The following is a 21,862-nucleotide window of genomic DNA, read 5'->3' as shown; positions in this document are numbered from 1 at the left end:
ATCATAAAATGAAAAAATTAACAAAGCGTTTGCTTCATTATATATTGGTTCCCTTTTTTGTGTTCTCTACGCTTATAGCGGCAGCCCAAGGACAGACCAAAAATATCTCGGGAACTATCACCGATGAAGATGGTGAAGCAATGATCGGTGTGAGTGTCACCGTGAAAGGCGAACAAAAAACGACAGTCTCTGATCGGGAAGGTAACTATACGATCAGTAATATTCAACCCACGGATGTATTGGTATTTTCGCTTATCGGTTATCAGACCCTAGAAGAGTTGGCGGGTGAGCGAAGTGAGATTAATATCCAATTGGTTTCCTCATTCATTGATTTAGGTGAGACCGTTGTTATTGGATATGGTTCCTTAGAAAAACGTCAGGTTACCTCTTCCATTACCTCTATTAGAGGGGATAAGCTAACTTCAGGTCTAGGTGGGGCTACAATTGCTACTGCTTTGCGAGGAAAGGTACCCGGATTGATGATTGACGGTACTTCCAGCCCGAACGCTGGTAACAGTTTTCAGTTAAGGGGAGTTGCTTCTGTAAACGCAGGACAAGGGCCATTAGTTGTTATTGATGGTATTCCCGGTGGTGATATCCGCGCGCTTAGCCAAGAAGACATTGAGACCATTGACGTGTTAAAAGACGCCTCGGCAGGTGCTATTTACGGTACTCGGGCCGCAGGTGGTGTTATACTAGTTACTACCAAGCAAGCTAAAGTGGGCGATGTAAAAGTGCAATATAGTGGAGAGTTTTCGACAGAACAGGTAAGAAAACGCCCTGATCTTCTTACATCGAGTGAATATGTCATGTATGGTCTTGGTCAAGACTATGGATACGATACGGATTGGTATAGTGCATTAACCAATGATCGTCCGTTTTCACATCGTCAAGTGGTCAATATATCTGGCGGTAGCCCCAATGCATTAATATATACCACCTTTTCGACACAAGATCAAAAGGGAATTGTCATTGGAGACGGACGGAAAGATTATTCTGGACGTATGAATAGCAAATTTTCCTTATTTGACAACAAAGTAGAGATACAAGCACGTGCAGAATACCGTCAAGCGCAACGAGATCAGCGAAACGGTTCCGGATCTTTCAATGCGGCGATGATGTTAAACCCAACCATTCCTATATATAACGATGCGAATGAATCGGGTTATAATGTAAGGGAAATTGGCATTTCGGGCACGACTTACAATCCTGTCGCTGATATCATGTTAAAGACCTATGATGGAAAAGACAGCTGGTTGTTAAGCGATGTTTCGCTTAACATTAATCTGACAGATAATTTATCCGCAAAAGGAACCATTGGATATCAAGAGTCAAAATGGCAATTGTATCGGTATACGTCAATGTATCATAAGTCATCTGTTGATAATGCGAGAAGAGGGGAAGGATATCACGGATTTAGCAAAAATAACCGCTTCTCTGCCGATGCTTACCTTAATTATAAAAAGATATTCCAAGAGGAACACAATATTGATGCGGTCGCCGGATATAGTTATTGGGAAGGGAATGGCGAAAGTTTTAATATGACAAACTACAATTTTACTATCGAAGGTGTCGGGCCTTGGAATATGGAAGATGGAACGTGGTTAAGCGATGGGAGAGCAGGTATGGATTCGCAGAAAGATCCACGTGAGCGTCTGTTGTCTCTATTCGCTCGTGTTAATTATACCTTCAAAGACCGTTATATCTTATCCGGAAGTTATCGCCGGGAGGGCTCTTCTAAATTTGGTCCAAACAACCGCTGGGGAAACTTTTGGGCTGTTTCGGGGGGATGGCGACTCATAGAAGAAGACTTTATCAAAGATTTACCTTTCATCAGTGACCTAAAGCTACGTGCAGGTTACGGTGTAACGGGTAACAATAGTTTTGGTAACGGTTACGCGACCCGTATGTACAGCCCGGATAGTCAAATGTATCCGACGCCTACAGGCGAGTGGATTTACGCATACGGACCACAACGAAATGTCAACTCTAATCTCAAATGGGAAGAAAAAGGGGAGTTTAATGCTGGGGTAGACTTTGGATTCTGGAACAATCGCCTATTTGGTAAATTTGATATCTATCAACGACGCGTGAAAGACCTGTTATTCCAAACAGATGCTCCAACGCCTCCAATGACCCATACTACCATTATGCGGAATGTGGGAACCTTACAGAATAAGGGTTGGGAATTTGAATTGGGTGGCGAAATCGTCCGCAATAAAGATTGGAACTATAATACAATAGCCCGTTTTTCACACAATACCTCCAAAATATTGGATTTGGGGGAAGATGGTATTATCGACATGGATGCTTTTCCTTCTCCGGGTAACCCAGGGAGAGCCGGACGTCTATTAAATGGATCGACGATCGGTCAATTCTTTGTCTTTAAGTACGCGGGACTAGACGAAAACGGTAAATGGTTGATTCACGATAAGAATGGGGAGATCGTGCCGGGTACAAGTGAAAATTTGATCAACGATAATAAACACTATGTTGGCAACGCAATCCCTAAGTTGACCATTTCGTGGGATCATAATTTAAGCTATAAACAATTTGATTTCTCCGCGTCTTTACGTAGTTATATCAATTATGATGTGTTTAGTCAGGTCAATATGTATTATGGGTTACGTACGCAGTCACAATTTAACGTATTAAAAGAAGCATTTGACCGTTACGCTGCTGTCAATGACGAAAAAATATTGAGCGATGTATTTATAAGCGACGCTTCTTTTGTAGCGCTCGATGCAGTCAGTGCTGGATACACGTTCGATTTAAAGAAGTATACACCATACGTATCAAAAGCACGACTATATTTTACGTCAAGAGATTTATTTGTATTGACCTCCTATAAAGGAATCAATCCTGAAGTAAGTTTAAACGGACTATTCCCAGGTTTTGAACAAATTAATAGTACAGCTAGTATGTATCCACAAACCCGTCGGTTCACATTAGGAGTACAACTGACATTCTAAAAATTAGATAAGATATGAAACGCTACTCACTAAAATATTTTAAATTATCTGGATTAATGCTTTCCATTTTATTGGGAGGTTGTGATCTCAATGAACAACACTATTCTTCGGTTACGCCGGATACCTTTTTTACATCAAAAGAAAGTACATACGCTGTCCTTGCCCGTCCGTTTACACACTGGAGATGGTTTATTGGTGCCGACCGCTGGTATCTACAGGAATTGACGACGGATGCGATGACCTGTCCGCAGCGTGCTGAGGATTGGTATAATGGAGGTGAATATTTCCGCTTGCAGTACCATACTTGGAATCCGGATGATCGTTTTGTCGAAAATACGTATAACGGAGTCGGAGGGGGGATCGCTCGTACGATGTCTGCTAAAGAAGATTTGGAGGCATTGGATTATTCGACAGTCGGAATGACAGAACAAGACAAAGCAGATCAAGTTCAACAATTGGAGGCTTTGATTGCATGGTTCTATATGCGCGGTCTTGATTTCTTTGGTGGAATGCCCATATATGAATCAACCCAAGATGAGCTACGTCCAAGAGCTTCGGCACAAGAAACATTCGACCACATAGAAGGATTGCTGAAAAATGCAATTCCTAACTTGAAGAAAAAGACGCAATTGGGCGCATTTGAAGATGGGTATATTAGACAAGCTGCAGCTGCCGCCATGTTGGCGCAGCTTTATTTCAATGCAGAGGCTTATACCGGACAGAACCGATTTGCGGAATGTGCTGCTATTTGCCAAGATATCATTAACGGTGAATACGGTGTTTATGAACTTGATAATACATGGTGGGGGCCGCACGGTTTCGATAATGATCGTTCTCCGGAAATAATTTGGGCAGCTCCTTCCAAAGGCGGTTCCACCACAGATGCGGCATGGCTTTGGTACTGGCGATATTTCTATCATCAGGAAAGCGGTAAATACTTCGGTGGAGTCTCGGGGAATGGAGCTCCATACAATGGTTTTATGCTTAGTCCTTCCCGCAAACCTACCGGACAGATATATACAGAATTTAAATTGGGGAATCCTTACGAGAAATTCCATGATAATGACCTTCGAAAAAAACCTTTTGTTTATAGAGGTAATAAGAATTACGAAGGTATGTTCTTAGTGGGTACTCAAACAAATCCTATAACAGGGGAATCTACTAAAGGAACAAAGGCATATTCTGGAGAAATCCTTAATCTTGTTGATATTGTTGCGCCATTTAAAGAACTCAATACAAAGTATGGTGGGGACGTATCCAAATTGCCTTCAAATATTCAAGTAGGTGAGGAGAACAGTGGAATACGCCTCGTAAAAGTCCCACAGCCCAATTTAGCGGATCAGCCACTTCAATTTGATCCGGATGCGCCTGTTATTCGTTTGGCTGAAATATATTATATGCTCGCCGAATGTAAGCTTCGTGAGGGAGACGCAGGAGCAGCTGCTACATTAATCAATACGGTTCGTGAACGGAACTTTGCAAACAGGGTCGATCCAAACCCGGTGACGGCTGCTAATATGGATAAATACAGAATGCTGGATGAATGGTTGATCGAATTTCTTGGAGAAGGACGTCGTCGTACAGATCTTATCCGTTGGGAAGCATTTACACAAGAGAAATGGTGGGATCATGAGCCGACAGATAACACGAAAAATAGATTTCCAATACCATACTCTGCTATTTCAGCGAATAACTTATTGTTACAGAATCCAGGATATGGAGGAAATAGCAAATAATCAACTTAAATCATTTAAAGAGAAAATAATCGAATCATGACAAGGAAAATATTTTTTAAATTGTTAACGTTAAGCCTACTCTTCTTTATCGGATGCAGTGAGGATGAGCGACTTGTTAGAAATCCAGCTCCTGAAGAACCTACGGATATCGTCGTAAAAGAGGGTATGAATCTGGTCGGTAAGCTTACAGATGGTGATACACCTGTTGTTGGCGCTGTTGTCAGCGATGGGTATACCACGACGCTGACAGATGAGGAGGGTATTTATCAGTTAGGAGCAAACGAACGCGCAAAATTTGTCTTTGTTTCCGTTCCATCAAACTATGAAATACCCATGGAGAATGGATTACCGAAAATCTATTATGCGTTACCTGCGGACAGGAGTGAAGTTATGCGACGGGATTTTAGTCTGAAAAAACAAGCTGTTGTAAATAAATTTCAGTTGCTGGCGTTAGCCGATGTGCAAATCGGCCAAACGGTGGAACTGAGCTGGTTGCGTAATACAGAAATACCGCTAATAGCAGAGTATGCAAATAGTATGAAAACCGAGTCACCGGTGTACGGGATTTCTTTGGGGGATCTAGTTTGGGACAACATGGCCTATTTCCCAGAATACGCGACGGAGATAAAACGTCTACAACTGCCGGTATTTCAGGTTATTGGTAACCACGACCATGACCGGACAGTTTTAATGGACGATTATAACGCAGCACGCCAGTTTGAAGCGAATTTCGGACCAACCTATTATTCCTATAATATCGGAGATTGTCATTTCGTCGTATTGGACAACGTTAATTTTAACGGGCATAGTGATTATAGCGCGCATATTACACAAAATCAGCTTGATTGGTTGGAAGAAGACTTAAAACATGTAAGTAAGGATAAACTTATTATATTGGGTACGCATATCTATACATCAAGAAGAGACCGTCCAAATCTAGGCGTTAGCAATAAAGAGGATCTCTATAAGCTATTAGAAGGCTATAAAGTGCGTATCCTGACGGGGCACTTGCATAATAATCGCATGACAACAATCAGTGAAGATATTGAGGAGAACAACTTGGGATCCGTCATGGGGGCTTTTTGGAACTATCTATGTAATGACGGTAGTCCGCGTGGGTATGCTGTTTATGAGATTGAAGGCAATGAAATTAAAAACTGGTATTATAAGGGTACGGATCAATCAAAAGATTACCAGATAAAGATCTATAAACCGGGACAAGCCGTAACAACTTCTAGACAAGATGGTGTTATTGTCAATATTTTTGCTTGGCATACCAATTGGACGGTTAAGGTCTATGAGAACGATGTTTATAAGGCTACTTTAACCGAGAATCTGAGGTTTGAGATGGATAGGGATGCGTACGATGCTTATTTCGGAGACGAAAAACCTGCTCATCGCCCTTCGGCCGAGCCAGAGGCGTATAACGATCACATGTTTTATTATAAACCGTCTGCCACTACTGGAATTACTATTAAAGTGGAAGCGGAAGATCCTTATGGGAATATTTATGTCGAGAGCGTAACGTTATAGAATGTTTAAAAGCAAAGAAAAGGTGAATTTTTTTAATTCACCTTTTCTTTTTATAAATCTCCTGCAGCTGCAAAGCGTTTACTATAGCAGCTGTCGATGCCGTATTATTGAAATAAATATAAACTTCTTTGAATCCAACGGCGTTTACTTCGTCATGAAGTGTTTTAACCTCTTTCTGGGTATATTCTGAATAGAATAATTTAGGATTGCCATGCATACGTACATAACCGATCGATGTAGTTTGTTGGATTGACGTAGGTAATTTAGGATAATTTACATTGCAGAAAGTGATGTTATTTTTATCAAGTGCTTTTATAACGTCTTCCCGCCACCAACTTTCATGTCTGAATTCCACTACATTTTTAAAGTCAGCGTTCATCACCCGTAATACAGCTTGCAATCTATCTTCATTATAGCTAAAGCTTGGTGGTAGCTGCCAGAGGATACAAGCTAATTTATCTTTAAGCCCCTTCTTGATTACTTGATAAAACTCTTTTATTTCCTCGTCGCACTGTTCCAGCCTTCTTACATGCGTGATTATTCTAGGAACCTTGAGGCTAAATTTAAAATCAGCGGGAACTTTATCATGCCATGTCGACAAATTTTCTACTGTGGGAAACTTATAAAATGAACCGTTAAACTCATACGTGTTGAAGTGTTTGGAATAGTAATTAAACCACTCTTTTTTGGGTAGGTCATTTGGATAAAACAAGGTTTTCCATGATGGTGTGGCGAAACTGGAGCATCCGATATATAATTTGTCTTTTTTCATGTATGTATGTCTCTTGACAATAATAACACGGAAAAAGCGATGACGTTTTTTATTTTTTAAAAGGGAAGGTATATTATATAACCCGGATCACCTTCATGAATCGCTTTTTGTAGCTGCCTTCCAACATAGTTTCAGTAACCGCATACGCCTTACCGGAGCTTGCATGGATAAAGCGTAGTTCCTTTCCGTTGTTATTTGACAAAACAATGCCGACGTGGCCTATTATCCTTTTTGCCGGATTGGTACCGGTAAACAGGATGATATCACCTGCTTTGGCGTCTGCTAACGAAATGTTTTGGCCAGCTTGACCAATAGCTGAAGAGCTTCGGGGTAATGTTATATCAAATTGTTTAAATACATAATGGACAAATCCGGAACAATCGAAGCCTTGAGTTGGACTCGCCGCACCATATTTATATTTGACCCCCAATAGTTTCTTGGCAAAAGTAATAAGACTTTGCTCAGACGGGTCGTTATTCCCATAATTTATATCGGACTTCGTGGAAGAAACGGCCTTCAACGAAATGACCGTCATCAGGAAAAATACCATGAGGCAGTTTTTTCCCATGTGGTATACTGCATTCATACTAACAAAGATATAGAAAATATAATAACTGCTATATTTTACATTTTGCAGAACAACGTTATATGGCATCCATGGACAAGTCAAACAAATCATAATTTCATCTGTTGGTCGTATAAGTAGAAAACTTTAATGTTATGATACAGACAAAATTTCAAGAATGTATAGAAGCATGTGGAGAATGTGTAGTCGCCTGTAACCAGTGCGGAACAGCCTGTTTAAATGAAGAAGACTTGAAACACCTTAAAAAATGTATACAACTAAATTTAGAATGTGCTGCAATCTGTAATGCTACTTTAAAAGTAATGAGTATTGATGGGCAGTTAAGTGCAGAACTCTGTAGGATATGTGCTGACATATGCGAGAAATGCGCTGATGAATGTGAAAAGCATGGTAATATGGGAATGGAGCACTGCCTTGAATGTGCTCAAGCTTGTCGTACTTGCGCCAAAGCATGCAAAGAAATGTCAGCTGCATAGAATTTATATTCATGAATACGCTCACCCAGCTATCTGCAATCGCTTTTCTGTCAATGATCGTTATATCCTGTAATCAGCAGGTAGCAACAAAAGGCAGTGTTCAATTCAACGCGGTAGAAGAGCCTATAGCAACCGAAGGGACAACTATTGATAACCCTGACCTTCGTACTGTTGAGGTAGAAATTGAAAAAATAATTAAAGATCAGTTCTATTCTGCTAAGCAGCAGGAGAAAGTAAGTAGACCTATAGAAAAGATTACTGATTTTGGAACGGTACAAAAGCAACTGGCCGGCATTGTAGATTTTTACGAAATGGACGGTTATCTGGGCATTAACAAGATAAATTTCCGGAACGGCACTTTGGTTGAAAACGAGGAACAATTACGTGAATGTTCCTTTGTGGCTTATTTCCCAGCTGAAGATATTCTTCTATTAGAAGGTGGGCATACTACCGATGTAAGTTTTGATTTAGGAACAGGGCAGGGCACCTATGATGTAGGCAACCCGAGTCTTGCAACAGTCTCTCCTCGTGATAAATATAGATTGAACAAGATCTTTGAAGGACAAGAATGTTTTGAACATTTTATCCAGAAAAAACAACAGGATAAATTTCAAAAAATAACTGGATTAAATGAAATCTTTGAAAAGAAAACCGGTAAATGGCTTTGTGTGATAGAACAGGAATTCTGGACAGATGATCATACGCTTTATTTTGGACTGGTTACTCAATACAAAGAAACTGGGAATGAATATGATTATTACAGTGTGAAAATAATTGACAAATAGCTTCCAGCTTGGAAACTATTTAGTCTTGTTTAATAATCAATTACAGATTCTTTTGGAAAAACGGAATGATTACCAAAGCCGTTTCCTCCACATATTGATACTACACAACGGGCTAAAAATCTTGGCCACAAATATCGAACTATAAATGACCCGGCACTAACAGTTTGGGGCACAGATTTTTATTGGCATAAAAAAAGGAGACAACCCGTATATGGTGCCTCCTTAAGTAGCGGGGAGCAGGATCGAACTGCCGACCTCAGGGTTATGAATCCTGCGCTCTAACCATCTGAGCTACCCCGCCGTTTTTCGTGTTGCAAATATAGCAATAAGTCGTCATTTCCAAAGGCAAAAAATAATTTTCATCTCTTTTTTTTCGTCCCATTTCACAACTTTCTCATTTTTAATTCAATAAATAAGAGGGTAGATAAGTAATGGGCGCGTCTCATAAAGTACGGTTTTGGAGGTTACGAAAATTAATTCCGTTATTCTTTTTTGAATCACAAAATAAAATTGTATACTTACGGACAGACAGAAATAGCTTGGTTTTATAATTAACCAAAAGAATTATATGGAAAAGAAAGAAGAAATTCACTTAGAATATATCATAAATTCATCACCACGGATTTTATTCCCGTTTATTCATGAACCTAATGCATTAGCCCAATGGTTTGCTGATGACGTCAATTACAAAGAAGGAATTTATGAGTTTATATGGGATGATGAAGTAAATCGTGCCAAGTTGGTGTCTGTAAAGGAGAACAAATGTGTACGCTTTAAATGGTTGGAGGATGAGCCTTATTATTTTGAAATAGAGATTATCCAGGATGAGTTAACCAATGATGTAGCACTTGCGATAACCGATTTCGTAAAGTCTGATAATTTGGAAGATAGGAAGCAAATATGGAATAATTCCGTTGGCTATTTGCAGAGTGTTATAGGCGCATAAGCTAAGATTACTTACCGAAAAAAATAGTATCTTTGTACCATATTGCGATGAGCGATAAGGGGTGATATGAAGAAGATACACTTATTAATTTTACAAGCATTTATTAGACCGTTCATGGTATGTTTTTGTATCGTGATGTTCGTTCTATTGATGCTTTTTTTATTTAAGTATATCGATGATCTTATCGGCAAAGGTTTTGAGTGGTATGTATTGATGGAGCTTATAGGCTATCAATGTGCCGTTCAGTTGTCTATGGCGTTGCCGCTTGCCATGTTGCTCTCCTCCATTATGACCTTTGGTAACCTCGGCGAAAGCTACGAATTGGTTGCCATTAAAGCTGCTGGGTATTCTTTGCGAAAAGCGATGACGCCGCTTATTGTTCTCGTAACGTTATTCGCAGGAGGTTCTTTTTTATTTTCTGATTATATATTGCCTGTGGTCAATCTGAAGATGGGGTCATTATTATGGGATGTGCGCAATAAGAAAGCTGATTTTCTAATTAAGCCCGGAATCTTCAATAAATCCATTCCCGGCTATTCTATTCGCGCCAAGAATAAGAGCGAAGATGGGACAATATTATATGATTTGATGATTTATGACCATCGAACAGGGAATACCGCAAATAACGTGCTGTTGGCAAAAGAAGGTTTTATGCATAATTCTGCCGATAACAACTATATGATCTTACGTTTGAGAGATGGTGTTCGATATGAAGAGTCACGTGTGAAGAACGCCAAACGTTATGATCCACGGCAACAATTTACCCGCTTCCGTTTTGCGGAAACAGAACAGAAGTTTGATATGGAAGCCTTTCAGATGAAAAGGACCGATGAGAGCTTGTTTAAATCACATCATTCGATGCTGAACTTAAAACAGCTCAAACTGTACACGGATTCTAATCGCTTGCAACTAGACAGCATTTCTCGCCAGATATTATCCGAAACTCGAAGCTATGTTTCTTACTTTTCCCCTTATTATCGAGCTGATACGGTGAAGCAAGTGGCTATCGACGGGTTTCATGATTTCCTGACAGATCATGTCCCGGAAGATCAGCGTCGAGGTGTCCTGAGCAACGCTTTGAGTCAAGCGCAGCAAATGAGCAGTGTCTTGGAAATGAAAGATATAGAATATAGAGCTTTTGTTGAAAGAGATATCCGCTATCATATTGAATTTCATCGAAAATTTACATTGGCGGTATCCTGTTTATTGCTTTTTGCTATCGGCGCACCATTGGGCGCGATCATCCGTAAAGGAGGTTTGGGATTGCCTGTCGTAGTAGCGATTATTTTCTTTCTGATATATCATATTATCTCCACTATGGCAGAAAAAGCTGCAAAAGACGGTAGCATGGATCCTCTTATAGGGATGTGGATGGCAATTATTGTCCTTACACCGTTGGCGGTATTTTTAACATATAAGTCAACCACAGATTCGGCATTATTTGATGCAGATCAATATAAACAGAAGGCAGAACGAGCTTGGAAATGGGTCACTTCTAAATTTAATAGAACAAAGGTATAACCTTAGGGATTTTGACAAGTTTGTTATACAAAACAGCATAAAGAAATCTACCTTTGCATAGATAAGAGCATACAAGATGGAAATAAAATTAAATACGATAGAGGAGGCGATAGAAGATATCAAGGCGGGGAAAGTCGTTATCGTGGTGGATGACGAAGATCGCGAGAATGAGGGCGATTTTGTTACAGCTGCCCGAAACGCCACACCTGAAATAATAAACTTCATGGCAACACATGGTAGAGGACTTGTATGTGTTCCGTTGACACAAGAGCGCTGTGAAGAATTAAATCTTGGCTTGATGGTTGGGCAGAATACGGCGGTGTATGAAACCAATTTTACAGTTTCTGTGGATTTACAGGGATATGGATGTACAACCGGTATTTCAGCTTCTGATCGATCGAAAACCATTCAAGCGCTTATCAATCCCGATATTAAACCCGAGGAGTTGGGACGTCCGGGACATATCTTTCCATTAATCGCAAAAGATGGTGGCGTATTGCGTCGTACAGGTCATACAGAAGCTGCTGTCGATCTGGCACGCTTAGCCGGGTTTGAACCCGCAGGCGTATTGGTGGAAATCTTGAAAGAGGATGGGGAAATGGCACGTCTTCCGGATTTGATACCTGTAGCGGAGCGATTTGACCTCAAAATTGTTAGTATTGAGGATTTGATCGAGTACCGACTGAAAAACGATTCCCTTATCCAGGAAGAACAGACTGTTCAAATGCCGACGCAGTGGGGCGATTTTAAGCTGAAAGCATTCACACAAAAGAATACAGGCGAACAACACCTTGCTTTATTCAAAGGAGAGTGGGAAGAAAATGAACCTATCTTAGTGAGAGTGCACAGTTCTTGTATGACAGGGGATATTTTTGGATCATGCAGATGTGATTGTGGTCCACAGCTTCACAAGGCAATGGAGATGATTCAAGAAGAAGGTAAAGGTATTGTAGTCTATATGAATCAAGAAGGCCGTGGAATAGGTTTGATAAACAAGCTTCATGCTTATCGTTTGCAAGAAGAGGGAGTGGATACGGTCGATGCTAACCTACAGTTGGGCTTTAAGCCCGATTTGCGGGATTACGGTGTGGGAGCACAGATTTTACGACACATGGGCGTTTCAAAAATGCGCTTGATGTCCAATAACCCTACTAAACGTGCGGGGCTTGTCGGTTATGGATTGGAAGTCGTCGAAAATGTACCGATAGAAATAGAACCGAATCCTTATAATGAGAATTATCTCAAAACAAAAAGGGACCGGATGGGTCATTCTATCATGAAGAATTTATAGAGAGAGGCAAAGGCACAGAAAAATCCGAGACAACATGGTACAATTAAGATACAGCATCATTATATTATTGCTCATCACAGTGTGGAGTGGTTGCGGAAACAATCAAACAAAGGAGCAAAAATCTTCTAATAAGTTGACGGCTCAAGCGTTTGCAGATAAAATAGAGGAGGTGGAATATTTACAGTTGGTTGATGTGCGGACACCAGAGGAATTTGAAAAAGGGCATATTAAAGATGCTATCAATATTGACTGGAATGGTACTGATTTTACCGAACAGATTGCTATGTTAGATACAGAAAAACCAGTTTTTGTATACTGTTTAAGCGGAGGAAGAAGTAGCAAGGCTGTAGAAAAGTTAGAAGAGATGGGGTTCGAGCAAATATATGAACTACCAGGCGGTATGATGGAATGGCGCGCAAATAATCTACCTGAAAGTACGGCTAGTGGAATGGAGACAGGAATGAATATGCAGCAATATCAAGCGTTAGTGAAATCAGATAAACTGGTATTGGTTGATTTTTATGCAGACTGGTGTGCTCCTTGTAAGAAAATGGAACCTTTTCTAAATAGTATAGCTACCGATATGGAAGACCACCTTACGCTTGTTCGGATAGATGCCGATGCCAACCCAGCACTATGCCAGGAACTCGGCGTGGAAGCATTGCCTTATTTAAAACTATACCAAGGGGATAGATTGATCTGGGAGCACTTGGGCTTTATCGAGGAGCAAGAATTGAGAGCACAATTGAAATAATAAAGAGACGCAAGAAATTGCGCCTCTTTATTATCAATTTTTACATTTACAAAGTTTCCGTCAGCTTTATCAGCTCTTCTGCCTTGTCTGTTGTAATATAATCAAATCCTTGCTGGATAAACCATTTCATATCCTTTGGGTCGTTCACCGTCCATGTGTTCAGTTTGATACCTTGATCTTTAAACCGTTGAATGAGGCCAGGGTTTTCCTTGAAGACCTTGAAGTGGTAATCTACCGCGTAAAAACCATCGGCTTTCATTTGCTCCGGTTCCCGGTCATGTTTCCAGTTGACGTAAGAAACCTTTGCATCCGGATCTAATTCAATAACTCTTTTACAGGCCTCGTAATCGAAACTGATATAGTCTACATACGACGTTGCTTGAAGCTGTTTTACCATTTCTACACATTTTTCTCCTACTAGGCGTGTACGTTCCGGCGATATCTTCGACATTTTAAATTCCAGAATCAATTGAGTAGACTTATGCCTCTTTCCCGCTTTTAAATATTCTTTTAGCGTTGGGATGCGTTTGCCATCGGAAAGTTTAATTTTTTTGAGTTCTGACCAATTGCTGTTTTCGATGAAAATGCCGGCTATATCGGGATCGTGGTGCACCACGAGCATGCTGTCTTTGGTCATCCAGACGTCGAACTCGGAGCCTTTGCAGCCCAAAACAATCGCTTTGTTAAGCGATGCGATGGAGTTTTCTGGAATCTTAGGAGCATCCCATGCTCCCCGATGAGCGATGGTAAGGTTTTTTGTCTGTGCTGTTGCCAGATTGGCAACAAAGAACATCAGGAAAAAATTAAAGATTATTTTTCTCATAATATCACATTCTAAAAATGAGGGATTGCCTTGGAAAGACAGCCCCTCAAAAATAAAAATTAAGGTTCAATATCTAATATTTCACAAACCTCATAATAATCGTCCAAATTGATTGCAAGAGACGCTTGTTGCGAAGTCTTCGTATTCATTTTTGCACTACTCTTGTTCGATGAGGAGTTGCTGGATGCTGTAGGAGGGATGATGATATAACGAAACATCGTACCATCGCTTGGATTCCAACTGCTATAAAGCCATATCTGACCCAACTCTATGCGTTGGGTTAACGACTCTGTATCGGTTAGGTAATCCACCTTATAGACTCGATTGTTACGCTTAAAATACACCACTGTGGTGCCTTTGGTGATGATATCGTTAGAAATGGCGGGCTCGGTAACGGTGTAGCGCCAGTATCCTGAGGATAAGCCCTCGAAACTATAATAAGCCCAATCAGAATAATAAACATTTCCAATGCCACCACCTGCCCCCGGGTCGCCTTTTTGACCATCTTCTCCTTTTTGACCTTTATCTCCCTTTTCACCCTTTTCACCAGTTGGCCCGGGAAGCAATGGCTTCCGGCATGATAGAAACGACTGGCTAAATAGAAGCGTAACAATAATATAACTGATAGATAATAAATGTGAAGTCTTCATAATATACGTGTTAATTGCTGAACCCATAAAGTTTTTGATAATCACTATAATGTAGCTTTTGGTCTTTCATGATCCCGGGTTTTGCTCCTGCTGGCACAATAATATAGCGGAATTCATGGTCTGAGACGTCAAATGAACTATATAACTGTATTTTGCCCAATACTATAGCCTGTGAAATGTTATGCGTATTCGTAAAGTAATTCAACTCGTAAATAGCACCATCAATCTTCACATATACGGTAATATCCGCTTTGTCCAAAATATCTTGTGTGACAGCCTCTTCTATAATTTCGCTCTGCCAAGCACGTGCCGAACCTGTAAAATTATATTTCTCCCATGCGGAAATAATGACCTCTACGTCACCTTGTTCTCCATCGTCTCCTGAAGGTCCCGGATTTCCTTTGTCTCCCGGATCTCCTTGCTCCCCTTGTGGACCTTGAGGCCCATCAGGAGATTCTTTAGTGCAGGCGGACAAACCTATGCACCATGCTATGATAAGTGTCAAAAATAATCTTGTTTTCATGTCTTTATTTATTTAGTAGGGTCAATAATGACAAAGCGATATCGCGAACCTACATTATATGTACTTTGGATCTCAATTTCGCCTACCTTGGTGTTTGCTATAATTTTATTGGTTGAAGCATATGTTCCTTTATAGGGTAATTTATAAAGATAATTGCCACTTAGATTGAAGAAATAGACATGTACAATATACTTGTTCAATACCTCCTGCGTAATCTGTGGAGCAGGAATAGTAAATCTCCAATTCGTTCCCGAGCCAGAAAAAGCGCTGTTAAACCAATCCGAAGCATATACTTCAACTTGTTTGGTGTCAGCATCTTCTCCTTTTGGACCTTTATCTCCTTGCGGACCTTGTGGTCCTTCTACTCCTTTTTCGCCCGGAGGACCCATTTCTCCATCTTTGACACAAGACACTAAGCATACACTGCATGATAACAATAAAGCGAGATATATTTTCAATGTTCTCATTTTTTCTAGAATTTAATGGTGCGATTATTAATATTAGAAGACGGGCTCATTTGATCCCGATAGGTGTAATATCCCAAATCATAAGGAGAAGGAGCGATAAAGTTAGATTCTCTTCCTTCTATTTGAATGATGCGTTCAGGACCTTTAAAGTCAACAATGGCAAAAAGCGAGTCGTCATACGGTGCTGATTTCTTCATAACGGAATAGTTGTTTTCCACATTCTCCGGGAAACGACCGGTAACATCGGGAAAATTAGGGCCTACATAAAAATAGGAAGAACTGTTGATTTGGATGTGGCTCACTTTGTCGACTTCTACTAACCAGTTTTGGTGATTGTGACCGCTAAATGAAGCAATTACTTTTTTACCTTTCTTATTTTCCTCCCGTATGATCGTTTGGATTTCCTGGCTGTTTCCCGCCGAACCGTTAAGGTGTTGATGGGAAAAAAGTACCGTCGGCTTATCAGCCTTTGCTAAATCATTTTTCAACCACTCCAGTTGCTCGGGAGAAACAAATCCAATTTCGTTGTTCGGATGTGAAGCATAATTCCGAGCATTATAAGGAGTATATGAATTGCCTTGTTTAATAAAATTGGTGTCCAATACAACGATATGGAACCCATTGGCATCAAAGGAATAATGAGCACCTAAATCGCGTTGGTCAACGTAATTTAGAAAATCTGCTTTACTGGACGTATCCATATCATGATTTCCTAAAACATGGTATTTGAGACCATCAAAGGAATTCCAAATAGAGAGGAAACCATCGTTCCGAAAATGGGGATAAGTGAAATCTCCAATCTGTATAATAAAATCAACATTAGCAGCTGTGGCAGCCGTAATGAACTTTTCCAGATATTCGTCGGCATAAGGGAAATAGTCTTTGTGAACATCGGTAATAACGCCGATTCGTAACGTCCCATCTGTTTTAATGGGATTGCCTTCTATAGGGTTTTCGTCTGGACCATTTTCTTTTCCTTTAGAGCAAGATAGTAGTCCTCCGCTCAGTACGATGGATCCGAGACCTAATGAAACTTGTTGTAAAAATTCTTTTCTCTTCATGATATTTATTATTGAAATGGAAAGGGAGACGGGTTGCGTAGTCCGTCTTGACCTTGGAGTAACCACATTTTAGAAAAAATTTGATCTCCTCCGGGTAAGCGTGAAATTGCCTCCGTAATATTCTGTTTATTATCATTTATTTCACCCAATGGATAGAGATAGCGCAGTGGTAATCTACCATTATTGTATAAAGTTGATATGTCTGGGGCGACATATGCGGCAAAATCTGGATAGCCCGTTCTTCTCAGTTCGAAATAAGGTTCATACGAACCAGCCATAAAGAAATTAAGATATTTCTGTGTGATAATTTTATCTATTTTTTCCGTATTGCTGCCTGTTAGCTGAACAAGTGGTTGTTGCAGATATGCCATGCTTCTGTTTTCTACCTCAAAATATTTGAAAGATGCTTCAATGCCATTCTCATAATGTTGAGCAGCATTGCCTGTAATCCACCCCCTTACGATGGCTTCTGCCAAAATGAATTCTTGTTCGGGATAACCGATGACCATCGTAGGTGGCCCTACCGGTTCTCTATGATAACGGTTATTAATCCGCGATATAATTCCACTGTCTTCATATTGATAATTGACATTATTTTCTTGGTTGGGCCAAGGATTTGTTCCGGCGTAGTTTTGCAAATCATTGGGATCGAGTCCATTGTTTTCTGCATAGATAGTTGGTTGAGCAAACCGTGTCAATCTGTAGTCTTGACGGTCTTTCATATAGTCGGCAACGAATTTGGTAATCCGGTAACCCGAAATGAAATCGTTTTGCGAATATATGAAATAGTTATTCGGGTTGTTGGTTTCGTACCGAATAGGGCTATCCTCCAAATTTTGCATCAATGGGTTGTTTTCGGAATCGTTGATAATATCAGCAAAAAGCTGTTGCACACTTTCCCCCTTGATTGTTTGTTTTTGGGTAAGATTTATCAATACACGTATACGCAGTGTGTTGACCAGTTGACGCCATTTGTGCAAATTTCCGTCAAATATAAAATCACCAGAAACACGTTTGTCGGCATGTACTGCCAACTCTTGATTAGCTGTTTCCAGTTCTTGGAGGATGCCGTGGATGATATCCTCCTGCGGATCATATTTGGGGAGAAAAATCCCTTCGTCGGCTTGATTAGATTCGCTGTAAGGGACATCGCCGTATAGTCGGGTGGTGATAAACATCCAGTAAGCATTAAAAAAACGTTGGAGTGGGATATATTCGTCATAGCCCAATCGTTCTGCTTCTTTTTTCATCTGGTTACTGATAGTCACAAACCGATATTCAGCAGTAAAGTTTCTTCTTAACCAATTGAGATGTGCACCACCAAAGCGCCAGTCCATGTAGAAATTGTTTCGATTCCGCTCTAATCCATGTACATTAGGGCTAAACGTATTGATACAGAGATAAGTGAGGAGATTCTCGGGGTTGATAACCTCTGACCTATTGGGGTTCTGACTGATTTCGTCCATCGTGCTCCTGCATCCCGATAAGCACAGCATAACCACCAGAAATGAAAGTATCGCTATTGATCTATTTATATGTAACATAGGTTTAGCATTTTAAAATTTAACGTTAAGATTCAGGCCAATGTAACGCTCTGTAGGATAGCCCAATGTACTGACATTGCCATCTGGATCTTCAAATGGCAGTTTTTTTGCCAGAAAGAGATTGTTGCCAATAAAAGATATATTGGCCGATTTGATCGCCGACCAATTTTTAAGGTGCTTATCCAATGTATAGGAGATAGATACATCTCTGACTTTGAGAAAAGAGGCATCATATACATTCCAGTCTTTGGTCATCCGGCCTCCGAGACTTCCCATTTGGCGCATCCAATCCTTAAACATAACTGGATGCTCGCTAGGGGCAAAAGTCCGCGTATCTTCCAATATTTCGCCTGTGGGGCTATATTTAAGTTCACCTCCTGTAATCACTACAGCATTGTCGGGAATATAAGATGGTGTGCGATCCCAATCCTCTTCACGCTCCGGAACGGCCGTACGTTTGTCAGCTCCGGTCTCTATCATCCGGGCAGTAAGCTCGGAGTAGAGTAACCCACCGAGTCTTCCGCTGATGTTAAAACTGAAGTTCCAGTCTTTATAGCGTATATTATTGGTGATTCCGGCTTCCCATTTTGGATCTTTGTTTCCTAAATTTCGGCTAAACGGGTCAACCATAGGCAAGCCGTTGTTTCCCACCACGAAATTGTCCGTTCCTGGTTCACGCAGGTAAACAGACGCATAAAAGGCATCAGAGCGATCTCCCACCTTAAAGTTGCCATAACTTGACAAATCGTTGTAGATGGAATAAAGTACTGTTTTGAAACTCGAAAAATTCAAAGAAGTATTCCAAGAGAAATCGTCGGTTTCTTTAATCGTACCGCTTAAAATAAACTCATACCCGTCCCGCAGATAGGCATTCCCGTTTGTAAGCATGGTACTATAGCCGGATGGCGTCGGAATGTTGACTTGTTGTATCCAATTTTTATCTAATGTATTGAAATAAGAAGCGTCTAGGCGAAGCTTATTGTTCAGGAAACGGATGTCTAGGCCGAGTTCATAAGAATCAGTCATACTTGGTTCTATATCAGGATCGATGACGCGATCATCTATCGCAAAAGCGGGATCGGAACCCCAAACTTGTGACATATAATAGGTTGTAGAAAGATTATAAGCATCCATATCCCGGCCTACGTTAACCCAAGAACCTCGTATCCTCAGGAAACTTATAGGGTCTGGCATATTTAGTAGGTTGGATACGACAATACTGGATGAAACAGAAGGATAAAAATAAGAACGGTTGTCTCGATTGAGTGCTGTCGACCAGTCATTTCTACCCGTAAAGGTAAGATATACAGCTGACCGCCAATCAAGTGTGGCTGAACCATAGACGCCATACATCCGTTTATTTGTACGATAATCATAAACGGTTGCTTGCCTTTTCGAGTTGGTGAAATTATAGACCCCAGGTACAATAAGCCCACCGTTTGTAGATCCATTTAAAGTGTTTCTATCTAATTCGTTCCAGTTTGCACCAACCATAAAATCGATCTCCCAATCTCGCCATTGCTGTTTGGTAGTCAATATGGCGTTGATATCGAGCAAGGTCTCATCATAAGTTGTTTTTTCGTAACTGCCTGTTTCCCCATTTACCCAAGCATAGGGTTGTTGAAATTCATTAATGGTGTATTGATAGTCGTTACCTGCCTTTAATATAAAATGTGTATTCTTGCCTAAATCATAATCAAAGTTTAAAGAAGAAATTACCCGTTTTTTCGCATACGGACGTAGGTGTTCATACGCTAGAAACCAGGGGTTTTGAAACCAGACAGAGTTGTAGTTGCGTTGTTCGTATCCTTCTCGTCCCTCTACCCAATAATCTCGCAGATCCATAATGTCCGTATTGGCACCCATATACATCACGGTATTGTACATAACTTGGTCATTGGCGTATCCTACTGGAGGATAGTTGTCGGTAAATAGATGGCTATAGTTTATATTGGCATCTACTTTCAGGCGTTCGCGAATGGTATAGTTACCACCCATATTGATACCCACTTGGTTTACCCGCGTATTTGGAATCATTCCTTTTCTATACATTTGGTTCACGCCAATACTGTATCCGCCATCGTTTAGTTTTTGCGAAAGTGTAATATTGTTGTTTGTGGTTAAACCGTTTTGTATAAAATTTCCAAAGTTATTTTTGTGTGATACCCAGGGTAGGGGAACCAATTCGCCAGTATTAGGATCAACAGGGCTGTTATATTGAGGTGTTTCCCAATATCCACTAGGGGTACTTGGATCTGGTTGATCGAGTTTTGGCCCCCATATCCAGATATCATCGTAGAGCCCGCCACCTTTTCCATCACGATAGGCATATTGGCCAAACTCGCCTTGTCCGTATATCTCTTGGGCTACCGGAGCAGCAACAAATCCAGCCGCAACCATCGTTGAGGAATTAACCCCTATTTCAACTTGTTCACTTGTACCCGAGTTTTTCGTTGTAATCACAATCGCACCGTCAATACCGCGCGACCCATATAATACGGAAGCTTGTGGCCCCTTGAGTACTGATATACTTTCAATATCATCGGCAGCTATACCGCGAAAACCTACTCCAACGGGATTCCCGTTGACAACATATAATGGTTCCCGTCCACGGAGTGTGATGGCAGCATCCTGCAATACGCCCGAGCGACTGTTAACACGTAAACCTGCGACACGGCCGGCAAGCAAATCGATGACCTTATCGGATTTTACTTTTTCAAATACTTCGCCTTTTACCTCTTCTACCGCGTAACCCAGTCCAGCCTCTGCCTTCTTAAGACCAAGTGCTGTAACTACAACGTCCTCCATCTCTTCGAGATGTGGCGACATACGAATGGTCATCGGATTGAAGTTTTCGACAGTGATAGTTCGAGGCTGATACCCGATAAAATTAATCGTGATCCGATCTCCTACATTGGCAGGGAAATCAAATGTGCCGTTTTCAACTGTCAGAAAATCTTTACCGTGGAGGACCAATGTCGCTCCCGCTAATGGCTCACCCTTTTCATTTACGACTTTCCCGCTCACACGTTGTTGAATTTCTTCGAAAATCTTATCTTCAATCGCTTTTGGGGCCTCTCGGACAACAATGATCTTGTCTTTGATATCCCATGTTAAACCTTGGCCTTTTAAAGCAGTATTTAATACTTCTTCTACCGTTCGTTGGTTAGCTTGTATACTAATCGTTTTGCCGGCTGTAATGGCTTGGTCGTATACAAAATCGTAAGACGTTTGCTTTCTGATCTCCTTAAAAAAATCAATCAATGTCATTGACTGTTTGGATAGGGTAACCCGTTGTGCACGAACGTCTGCGTGGACATGTACTAAGAATATACCTAGAAATAGACCTAAAAGAGAAATACGCATAATAACATATTTAATTGGAATATTCGATAATCTAGATGAAGATCGAGTATGATGTT

Annotated in this window: 18 protein-coding genes and 1 tRNA gene; 9 read left to right on the top strand and 10 right to left on the bottom strand. The window is 40.7% G+C overall.

The annotated features are described in order from the left end of the window. The first annotated feature begins 8 nt into the window (after nt 1-8). The 3 genes from H8B21_RS01030 to H8B21_RS01020 are packed head-to-tail and all read left to right on the top strand — an operon-like array spanning nt 9 to nt 6,241. Nucleotides 9-2,972 (top strand): SusC/RagA family TonB-linked outer membrane protein, encoded by a 2,964-nt coding sequence (locus tag H8B21_RS01030; protein WP_190311941.1) that lies wholly within the window; start codon nt 9-11, stop codon nt 2,970-2,972. Between the two features lie 14 nt (nt 2,973-2,986). After that, a complete protein-coding gene (locus H8B21_RS01025) occupies nt 2,987-4,708 on the top strand; it encodes a RagB/SusD family nutrient uptake outer membrane protein (protein ID WP_190311940.1) in 1,722 nt (573 codons plus the stop codon). A gap of 36 nt (nt 4,709-4,744) precedes the next feature. After that, on the top strand, nt 4,745-6,241 hold the full coding sequence (locus H8B21_RS01020; protein ID WP_190311939.1) for a calcineurin-like phosphoesterase C-terminal domain-containing protein: 1,497 nt from the start codon (nt 4,745-4,747) through the stop codon (nt 6,239-6,241). Between the two features lie 37 nt (nt 6,242-6,278). Here H8B21_RS01020 and H8B21_RS01015 read toward each other — a convergent pair whose 3' ends face one another. Together H8B21_RS01015 and H8B21_RS01010 are read right to left on the bottom strand one after the other, a co-directional pair. Beyond that, a complete protein-coding gene (locus H8B21_RS01015; protein WP_190311938.1) occupies nt 6,279-7,013 on the bottom strand; it encodes a DUF72 domain-containing protein in 735 nt (244 codons plus the stop codon). A gap of 73 nt (nt 7,014-7,086) precedes the next feature. Next, nucleotides 7,087-7,581 (bottom strand): C40 family peptidase, encoded by a 495-nt coding sequence (locus H8B21_RS01010; RefSeq protein ID WP_190311937.1) that lies wholly within the window; start codon nt 7,579-7,581, stop codon nt 7,087-7,089. Nucleotides 7,582-7,733: 152 nt separating this feature from the next. On the opposite strand from H8B21_RS01010, the gene H8B21_RS01005 reads away from it, so the two are divergent. Both H8B21_RS01005 and H8B21_RS01000 read left to right on the top strand, forming a co-directional pair. After that, nucleotides 7,734-8,075 (top strand): four-helix bundle copper-binding protein, encoded by a 342-nt coding sequence (locus tag H8B21_RS01005; protein ID WP_190311936.1) that lies wholly within the window; start codon nt 7,734-7,736, stop codon nt 8,073-8,075. An 11-nt stretch (nt 8,076-8,086) separates the two neighbouring features. Next, nucleotides 8,087-8,860: a hypothetical protein gene (locus tag H8B21_RS01000; RefSeq protein ID WP_190311935.1), complete on the top strand. Its 774-nt coding sequence runs from the start codon at nt 8,087-8,089 to the stop codon at nt 8,858-8,860. A gap of 227 nt (nt 8,861-9,087) precedes the next feature. Here the strand turns inward: H8B21_RS01000 and H8B21_RS00995 are convergent. Then, nucleotides 9,088-9,161, bottom strand: a tRNA-Met gene (locus tag H8B21_RS00995). Nucleotides 9,162-9,428: 267 nt separating this feature from the next. Between H8B21_RS00995 and H8B21_RS00990 the strand changes: the two genes are divergently transcribed. The 4 genes from H8B21_RS00990 to H8B21_RS00975 all read left to right on the top strand — a co-directional run bounded on the left by H8B21_RS00990 (nt 9,429) and on the right by H8B21_RS00975 (nt 13,372). Further along, on the top strand, nt 9,429-9,806 hold the full coding sequence (locus tag H8B21_RS00990) for an START-like domain-containing protein (protein ID WP_165293861.1): 378 nt from the start codon (nt 9,429-9,431) through the stop codon (nt 9,804-9,806). Between the two features lie 66 nt (nt 9,807-9,872). Continuing rightward, nucleotides 9,873-11,327 carry an LptF/LptG family permease gene (locus H8B21_RS00985; protein WP_190311934.1) on the top strand — a complete coding sequence of 485 codons (1,455 nt, stop codon included), beginning with the start codon at nt 9,873-9,875 and terminating at the stop codon, nt 11,325-11,327. A 76-nt stretch (nt 11,328-11,403) separates the two neighbouring features. Beyond that, nucleotides 11,404-12,618: a bifunctional 3,4-dihydroxy-2-butanone-4-phosphate synthase/GTP cyclohydrolase II gene (locus tag H8B21_RS00980; protein WP_190311933.1), complete on the top strand. Its 1,215-nt coding sequence runs from the start codon at nt 11,404-11,406 to the stop codon at nt 12,616-12,618. Nucleotides 12,619-12,652: 34 nt separating this feature from the next. Next, nucleotides 12,653-13,372 carry a thioredoxin domain-containing protein gene (locus H8B21_RS00975; protein ID WP_190311932.1) on the top strand — a complete coding sequence of 240 codons (720 nt, stop codon included), beginning with the start codon at nt 12,653-12,655 and terminating at the stop codon, nt 13,370-13,372. 46 nt (nt 13,373-13,418) lie between these two features. On the opposite strand, the gene H8B21_RS00970 is transcribed toward H8B21_RS00975, so the two are convergent. Genes H8B21_RS00970 through H8B21_RS00940 form a run of 7 tightly spaced genes read right to left on the bottom strand, consistent with a single transcriptional unit; the run spans nt 13,419 to nt 21,806 of the window. Beyond that, complete coding sequence (locus H8B21_RS00970) at nt 13,419-14,195, bottom strand: glycerophosphodiester phosphodiesterase (protein ID WP_190311931.1); 777 nt, start codon at nt 14,193-14,195, stop codon at nt 13,419-13,421. Nucleotides 14,196-14,254: 59 nt separating this feature from the next. Then, complete coding sequence (locus H8B21_RS00965) at nt 14,255-14,845, bottom strand: collagen-like triple helix repeat-containing protein (RefSeq protein WP_190311930.1); 591 nt, start codon at nt 14,843-14,845, stop codon at nt 14,255-14,257. A 10-nt stretch (nt 14,846-14,855) separates the two neighbouring features. Next, complete coding sequence (locus H8B21_RS00960; RefSeq protein ID WP_190311929.1) at nt 14,856-15,368, bottom strand: collagen-like triple helix repeat-containing protein; 513 nt, start codon at nt 15,366-15,368, stop codon at nt 14,856-14,858. Nucleotides 15,369-15,376: 8 nt separating this feature from the next. Continuing rightward, a complete protein-coding gene (locus H8B21_RS00955; RefSeq protein WP_190311928.1) occupies nt 15,377-15,835 on the bottom strand; it encodes a collagen-like triple helix repeat-containing protein in 459 nt (152 codons plus the stop codon). A 5-nt stretch (nt 15,836-15,840) separates the two neighbouring features. Further along, nucleotides 15,841-16,896 carry a metallophosphoesterase family protein gene (locus H8B21_RS00950; RefSeq protein WP_190311927.1) on the bottom strand — a complete coding sequence of 352 codons (1,056 nt, stop codon included), beginning with the start codon at nt 16,894-16,896 and terminating at the stop codon, nt 15,841-15,843. An 8-nt stretch (nt 16,897-16,904) separates the two neighbouring features. Then, nucleotides 16,905-18,440 (bottom strand): SusD/RagB family nutrient-binding outer membrane lipoprotein, encoded by a 1,536-nt coding sequence (locus H8B21_RS00945; protein ID WP_190311926.1) that lies wholly within the window; start codon nt 18,438-18,440, stop codon nt 16,905-16,907. Nucleotides 18,441-18,452: 12 nt separating this feature from the next. Continuing rightward, the gene (locus H8B21_RS00940; RefSeq protein WP_190311925.1) at nt 18,453-21,806 is read right to left on the bottom strand and encodes a SusC/RagA family TonB-linked outer membrane protein; all 3,354 of its coding nucleotides are present in this window, start codon (nt 21,804-21,806) and stop codon (nt 18,453-18,455) included. Nucleotides 21,807-21,862: the final 56 nt, after the last annotated feature.

Source organism: Sphingobacterium chuzhouense (assembly GCF_014692525.1).
Lineage (GTDB): Bacteria > Bacteroidota > Bacteroidia > Sphingobacteriales > Sphingobacteriaceae > Sphingobacterium > Sphingobacterium chuzhouense.
Note: the sequence above shows the minus strand (reverse complement) of the source record. Positions and strands in the feature narration are given on the sequence as shown.

Coding starts and splice junctions, on each gene's coding strand:
- H8B21_RS01030 (WP_190311941.1), top strand. CDS start 9: ATGAAAAAATTAACAAAGCGTTTGCTTCATTATATATTGGTTCCCTTT.
- H8B21_RS01025 (WP_190311940.1), top strand. CDS start 2,987: ATGAAACGCTACTCACTAAAATATTTTAAATTATCTGGATTAATGCTT.
- H8B21_RS01020 (WP_190311939.1), top strand. CDS start 4,745: ATGACAAGGAAAATATTTTTTAAATTGTTAACGTTAAGCCTACTCTTC.
- H8B21_RS01015 (WP_190311938.1), bottom strand. CDS start 7,013: ATGAAAAAAGACAAATTATATATCGGATGCTCCAGTTTCGCCACACCA.
- H8B21_RS01010 (WP_190311937.1), bottom strand. CDS start 7,581: ATGGGAAAAAACTGCCTCATGGTATTTTTCCTGATGACGGTCATTTCG.
- H8B21_RS01005 (WP_190311936.1), top strand. CDS start 7,734: ATGATACAGACAAAATTTCAAGAATGTATAGAAGCATGTGGAGAATGT.
- H8B21_RS01000 (WP_190311935.1), top strand. CDS start 8,087: ATGAATACGCTCACCCAGCTATCTGCAATCGCTTTTCTGTCAATGATC.
- H8B21_RS00990 (WP_165293861.1), top strand. CDS start 9,429: ATGGAAAAGAAAGAAGAAATTCACTTAGAATATATCATAAATTCATCA.
- H8B21_RS00985 (WP_190311934.1), top strand. CDS start 9,873: ATGAAGAAGATACACTTATTAATTTTACAAGCATTTATTAGACCGTTC.
- H8B21_RS00980 (WP_190311933.1), top strand. CDS start 11,404: ATGGAAATAAAATTAAATACGATAGAGGAGGCGATAGAAGATATCAAG.
- H8B21_RS00975 (WP_190311932.1), top strand. CDS start 12,653: ATGGTACAATTAAGATACAGCATCATTATATTATTGCTCATCACAGTG.
- H8B21_RS00970 (WP_190311931.1), bottom strand. CDS start 14,195: ATGAGAAAAATAATCTTTAATTTTTTCCTGATGTTCTTTGTTGCCAAT.
- H8B21_RS00965 (WP_190311930.1), bottom strand. CDS start 14,845: ATGAAGACTTCACATTTATTATCTATCAGTTATATTATTGTTACGCTT.
- H8B21_RS00960 (WP_190311929.1), bottom strand. CDS start 15,368: ATGAAAACAAGATTATTTTTGACACTTATCATAGCATGGTGCATAGGT.
- H8B21_RS00955 (WP_190311928.1), bottom strand. CDS start 15,835: ATGAGAACATTGAAAATATATCTCGCTTTATTGTTATCATGCAGTGTA.
- H8B21_RS00950 (WP_190311927.1), bottom strand. CDS start 16,896: ATGAAGAGAAAAGAATTTTTACAACAAGTTTCATTAGGTCTCGGATCC.
- H8B21_RS00945 (WP_190311926.1), bottom strand. CDS start 18,440: ATGTTACATATAAATAGATCAATAGCGATACTTTCATTTCTGGTGGTT.
- H8B21_RS00940 (WP_190311925.1), bottom strand. CDS start 21,806: ATGCGTATTTCTCTTTTAGGTCTATTTCTAGGTATATTCTTAGTACAT.